The sequence below is a fragment of the Mesorhizobium sp. M7A.F.Ca.CA.004.04.2.1 genome (genome assembly GCF_004022825.1).
Classification (GTDB): Bacteria; Pseudomonadota; Alphaproteobacteria; order Rhizobiales; family Rhizobiaceae; genus Mesorhizobium.
In genome coordinates, this window is record NZ_RZPH01000488.1 from 1 (window position 1) to 4,315 (window position 4,315).

Genomic DNA, 4,315 nt, shown 5'->3' on the forward strand with positions numbered 1-4,315 from the left:
AACCAGCGGGCGCCGGCTTCGTACCATCGGTCGGGGAAGTCCCGCGTGTAGCTCGAAATCTCATGCGGATGGTCCTGCGCCGTGCGCGACAGGACACCGGCGACAATGTCGCCCTGGCCGATATCAGGTGCTGCGGTGCTGTCGAAACGCAGCTTGCCCTTAGGCGCATCGATATAGCGCGTGCCTTCGCCGCCGACGTCCGGAGCCGGAAAATCCGGCTTCGCGCGCTGGCCGAGCACATAGGTTCCACGCCCGACTTCGCCGCTCACCAGCCCACGCTCGCGCAGCAATTGATAGGCCCGGCCGACCGTGCCGACGGTGGTGCCGATGTCGTAGGCGAGGTCGCGTTGCGGCGGCAGCTTTGCGCCGGCATCGATCACCCCCCGATCGATGTCCGTCTCGATGGAATCCGCCAGCCGCTGATACAGCGGGCCGGAGCCGGCAGTGAAATCGGGGAGCCAATTTGTCATGGTGACAAGTTTCTATATTGCACCTACACATGAGTCAATCCATATCGATTGCGTGCCAAAAAGGGTACAATTTGGAATTCTGGTAGAAAGATAATGGATACAATCGCTACAATCCGTCACTCGAGAGCCGGTTTATCTGGCCAATCGACACGTCCATCAGACCGGAGCGGCTTTGTCAGCCGTCTGGTGCGTCTGGTCAGATCGCTGGCGAGATGGATCGACCATCTGTTGGAGCGCCGCCGCAGCCGGCTGGCGCTGCTGGAAATGACCGATGATCAGCTCAAGGATATCGGCGTCACACGCTGCGATGCTCACCGCGAGGGCATCAGGCCGTTCTGGGACTGATAGCTAACCGAGTTTTGATGCCCTGGTGCGTGCGCCGGCATGGTCCGCAAGGACGGCGACCACGCACAGCACGAGGAAAAGTCCGGTGATGGCTGCGGCTGAGATGACGACGCTGGTCGCGCCGTTCCTGGCGATGTCCAGGAAAGGGTAGGGCACCTCGCCGGCAAACGGCGCCCGCACCAGCGCATAGACCAGATAAGCGATGGGATAGATCACCCACCAGGAAATGTCGCTCCAGCGCGTCCTGCCGTCAGCGCCTGCGATCAGCCACCACAGCACGAACAGCACCGGCGTCACATAATGCAGCAGGACGTCGCAGAGCAGGAACAGGCCCTGCGGCTGCCAGAGCCGTGCCAGAACCGTGGCATAGACGATGAACACCAGCGCGATCGAAACCGCAACGCCGGCCCGCATCCGCGCGCCTGCAAAGGCCGGCAGCCAGGCATAGAAGGTGGGTGACAGCAGCGACGTGTACACCAGCACCGCGCCGATGTTGGTCAGGATGGTGAAGAAGCTGGAGACGAAAATGATGGAGCCGAGCAGGCTGCGGCCGGCTTCCATCGACGCCGGAATGCTGATGCAGAACTGCAGGATGAGCCCGGCGAGACCGACGACCAGTCCCACAATCTGCAGGAACCGGCCCATGGGCTAGGCCGTCGCGGCGCAGGCCGGATTGCCGGCCTGCCAGCGCGCAATGTCGGAGCCGATGCGGGCGCCGAGCGGATCGTTCATCAGCGGTCCGAAGACGTCGACGCGGCTAGAATTGCCTTGCGCCTGCACGACCAGCAAAGGTTTGCCGCCATAGTGCTTGGCCGGCACCAGCAGGAAACGCGGCGTGCCGCTGAACGAATTCAGCTCATTGGCCATCTGGTACGGTTTGAAGGCCGGGTCCTTGCTGGCGATCCAGCATTTGTGGGCAGCGATCGCCACTTGCTCCATGACCAGCAGCGCAGCACTTTTGCCTGAGGGAACAGGCGTGCTCTTTGGCGTCGACTGGCAGGACGCCAGCACAAAGCCCGCCGCGGCGACCAGCGCGATCGTCTTGCGTCTGATCAAGCGGCACCCATCTCAAGCTCGGACAGAAAAATCTTCAAACCATCGGTCATCTCGCCCCACACCCGCGACAATGCCGGGTGTTGCGAGGCGATCTGCTGGTAGGCGTCGAATTTGGGATAGGCGTCGAGCAGGTCGTGGCGTCCCGTCATGGCGCGGAAATTGTTGAAGATGAACCGTGTCGGCGTCAGCCAGGCATCGGCGAAGCTGATGTCGTCGCCGAGCGCGAATGGGCCCTGCGCCATGCGCGCCTCGATTGCCGCCAGCCCGTGATGCAGGCGGGCAAACTGGGCGTCGATCTCGGCATTGTTGCGCTTCGGCACGAAATGGAGCTCGAAAAGCTTCATCGTCGGGGTCAGCACATCGAGATCGGTGATGCGGGCGAACATGCGCACCAGTGCCCGGTCCTTGGAATCGGGCGGCAGCAGCGCCGGCTCCGGAAACCGTTCCTCGAGATATTCGGCGATGACCACCGATTCGACGATCGTCTCGCCCGAGCCGGTGATCAGCACCGGAATCCGGTTCATCGGTGAGATGGCGCGAAACTCTTCCGGGATGGGAAAACCGGGCGGCGGCGCGATGATCTTGAGTGGTACGTCCTTGATGTAGGCCAGTGCCCGCACGATCGACGAGTAGGGCGACAACGGCCGCGAATAGAGTTTCATGACCGTCTCTCTCCCCAATGAACCAGACTTGCTCCAAAGAGACAGGAATGTCCGGCTGTTTTCAAGCTGTTCGCTTCGATATCGTCAGGCTGCGATGCCGAGGGCGCTCTCGAACAGTCCGCGGCCATCGGTGCCGCCATGGGCTGCTTCGATCAGGTTTTCCGGATGCGGCATCAGCCCGAGCACATTGCCTTGGCTGTTGACGATGCCGGCAATGTCGTTGATCGAGCCGTTGGGGTTGGTGCCCTCGGCATAGCGGAACACCACCTGGCCTTCGCCTTCGATACGGGCAAGCGTGTCGGCGTCGGCGAAATAATTGCCGTCATGATGCGCGACCGGCGAGCGGATGATCTGGCCCGGCTGATAGCGGCGCGTGAACATGGTGTTGGCATTGGTGATCTCGAGCTTCACCTGCCGGCAGACGAATTTCAGCGAGGTGTTGCGCATCAAGGCGCCCGGCAACAGGCCGGCCTCGACCAGGATCTGGAAACCATTGCAGACGCCGATGACCGTAACGCCCGCGGCCGCTTTTTCGGCCACCGCCCGCATGACCGGCATGCGCGCGGCGATCGCGCCGCAGCGCAGATAGTCGCCGAAGGAAAAGCCGCCCGGAATGGCGATCAGGTCCACATCGGGGATTTCGGTGTCGGTCTGCCACACGGTGACCGGCGGCGTTCCCGAAATCTTGGTCAACGCCGCGATCATGTCGCGGTCGCGGTTGAGGCCGGGCAGAAGGACGACGGCTGCTTTCAATTTAGGCGATCTCCACCGCGTAGTTCTCAATCACCGTATTCGCCAGCAGCTTGTCGCACATGGCCTTGAGGTCGGCTTCGGCCTTGGCCTTGTCGCTTTCCGCCAGCTCGACGTCGAAAACCTTGCCCTGCCGCACCGCGCCGACGCCGCCGAAGCCAAGGCCCGACAATGCGTGTTCTATCGCCTTGCCCTGCGGGTCGAGCACGCCGTTCTTGAGGGTGACGGTAATGCGGGCCTTGATCACGCTGGACATGCTCCTGTTCTGAGTATCGGGAGGCAAGCCGCGATCAGTGCGGCTTGCCTTTGAGCCCGTCGGTCGAGGCGACAAGCACCGGGCCGGTTGGGCGCGGCGGTTCGTTCTCGTTCATGATGCCGAGGCGGCGGGCAACTTCCTGGTAAGCCTCGACGAGGCCGCCCATGTCGCGGCGGAAACGGTCCTTGTCGAGCTTGTCCTGCGTCGCCACGTCCCACAGGCGGCAGGAATCCGGCGAGATCTCGTCGGCGACGACAATGCGCATCATGTCGCCTTCGAACAGCCGGCCGCATTCGATCTTGAAGTCGACGAGCTGGATGCCGACGCCCATGAACAGGCCGGAGAGGAAGTCGTTGACGCGGATGGCCAGCGCCATGACGTCGTCGATCTCCTGCGGGCTCGCCCAGCCGAACGCGGTGATGTGCTCTTCCGACACCATCGGATCGTCGAGCGCGTCGGCCTTGTAATAGAATTCGATGATCGAGCGCGGCAGAACGGTGCCTTCCTCGATGCCGAGCCGCTTGGACAGCGAACCGGCGGCGACATTGCGCACCACCACTTCGAGCGGAATAATCTCGACTTCCTTGATCAGCTGCTCGCGCATGTTCAGCCGGCGGATGAAATGGGTCGGAATGCCCATGCGGTTCAAATGGTTGAAGATGTACTCGGAAATGCGGTTGTTGAGGACGCCCTTGCCGTCGATGACCTCGTGCTTCTTCTTGTTGAACGCGGTGGCGTCATCCTTGAAGAACTGGATAAGCGTGCCCGGTTCGGGT

At 62.3% G+C, this 4,315-nt stretch carries 8 protein-coding genes; 1 reads left to right on the forward strand and 7 read right to left on the reverse strand.

The window, feature by feature from the left end:
* Positions 1 to 470: GntR family transcriptional regulator (locus EN893_RS20685; RefSeq protein ID WP_128361740.1), on the reverse strand; the 470-nt coding region annotated here is incomplete at its 3' end.
* A 93-nt stretch (positions 471 to 563) separates the two neighbouring features.
* Here EN893_RS20685 and EN893_RS20690 point away from each other — a divergent pair.
* Complete coding sequence (locus EN893_RS20690) at positions 564 to 815, forward strand: DUF1127 domain-containing protein (RefSeq protein ID WP_027036978.1); 252 nt, start codon at positions 564 to 566, stop codon at positions 813 to 815.
* A gap of 3 nt (positions 816 to 818) precedes the next feature.
* On the opposite strand, the gene EN893_RS20695 is transcribed toward EN893_RS20690, so the two are convergent.
* From EN893_RS20695 to purC, 6 genes are all read right to left on the reverse strand, one after another.
* On the reverse strand, positions 819 to 1,460 hold the full coding sequence (locus EN893_RS20695; protein WP_127269909.1) for a Pr6Pr family membrane protein: 642 nt from the start codon (positions 1,458 to 1,460) through the stop codon (positions 819 to 821).
* A gap of 3 nt (positions 1,461 to 1,463) precedes the next feature.
* Positions 1,464 to 1,871, reverse strand: coding sequence for a hypothetical protein (locus EN893_RS20700; protein ID WP_127269907.1), 408 nt, complete (start codon positions 1,869 to 1,871; stop codon positions 1,464 to 1,466).
* Complete coding sequence (locus tag EN893_RS20705) at positions 1,868 to 2,533, reverse strand: glutathione S-transferase family protein (protein WP_127269905.1); 666 nt, start codon at positions 2,531 to 2,533, stop codon at positions 1,868 to 1,870. The genes EN893_RS20700 and EN893_RS20705 overlap by 4 nt, the downstream gene beginning before the upstream one ends.
* 84 nt (positions 2,534 to 2,617) lie before the next feature.
* Positions 2,618 to 3,286, reverse strand: a complete 669-nt coding sequence (purQ, locus tag EN893_RS20710) for a phosphoribosylformylglycinamidine synthase subunit PurQ (protein ID WP_127269903.1) — start codon at positions 3,284 to 3,286, stop codon at positions 2,618 to 2,620.
* A 1-nt stretch (position 3,287) separates the two neighbouring features.
* Positions 3,288 to 3,530, reverse strand: coding sequence for a phosphoribosylformylglycinamidine synthase subunit PurS (purS, locus tag EN893_RS20715; protein ID WP_023810342.1), 243 nt, complete (start codon positions 3,528 to 3,530; stop codon positions 3,288 to 3,290).
* A 43-nt stretch (positions 3,531 to 3,573) separates the two neighbouring features.
* Positions 3,574 to 4,315: phosphoribosylaminoimidazolesuccinocarboxamide synthase (purC, locus tag EN893_RS20720; RefSeq protein WP_128361741.1), on the reverse strand; the 742-nt coding region annotated here is incomplete at its 5' end.

Bases quoted from the DNA above. Each gene is read 5' to 3' on its own strand.
- EN893_RS20705 (WP_127269905.1), bottom strand. From the start codon at position 2,533: ATGAAACTCTATTCGCGGCCGTTGTCGCCCTACTCGTCGATCGTGCGG.
- EN893_RS20690 (WP_027036978.1), top strand. From the start codon at position 564: ATGGATACAATCGCTACAATCCGTCACTCGAGAGCCGGTTTATCTGGC.
- EN893_RS20695 (WP_127269909.1), bottom strand. From the start codon at position 1,460: ATGGGCCGGTTCCTGCAGATTGTGGGACTGGTCGTCGGTCTCGCCGGG.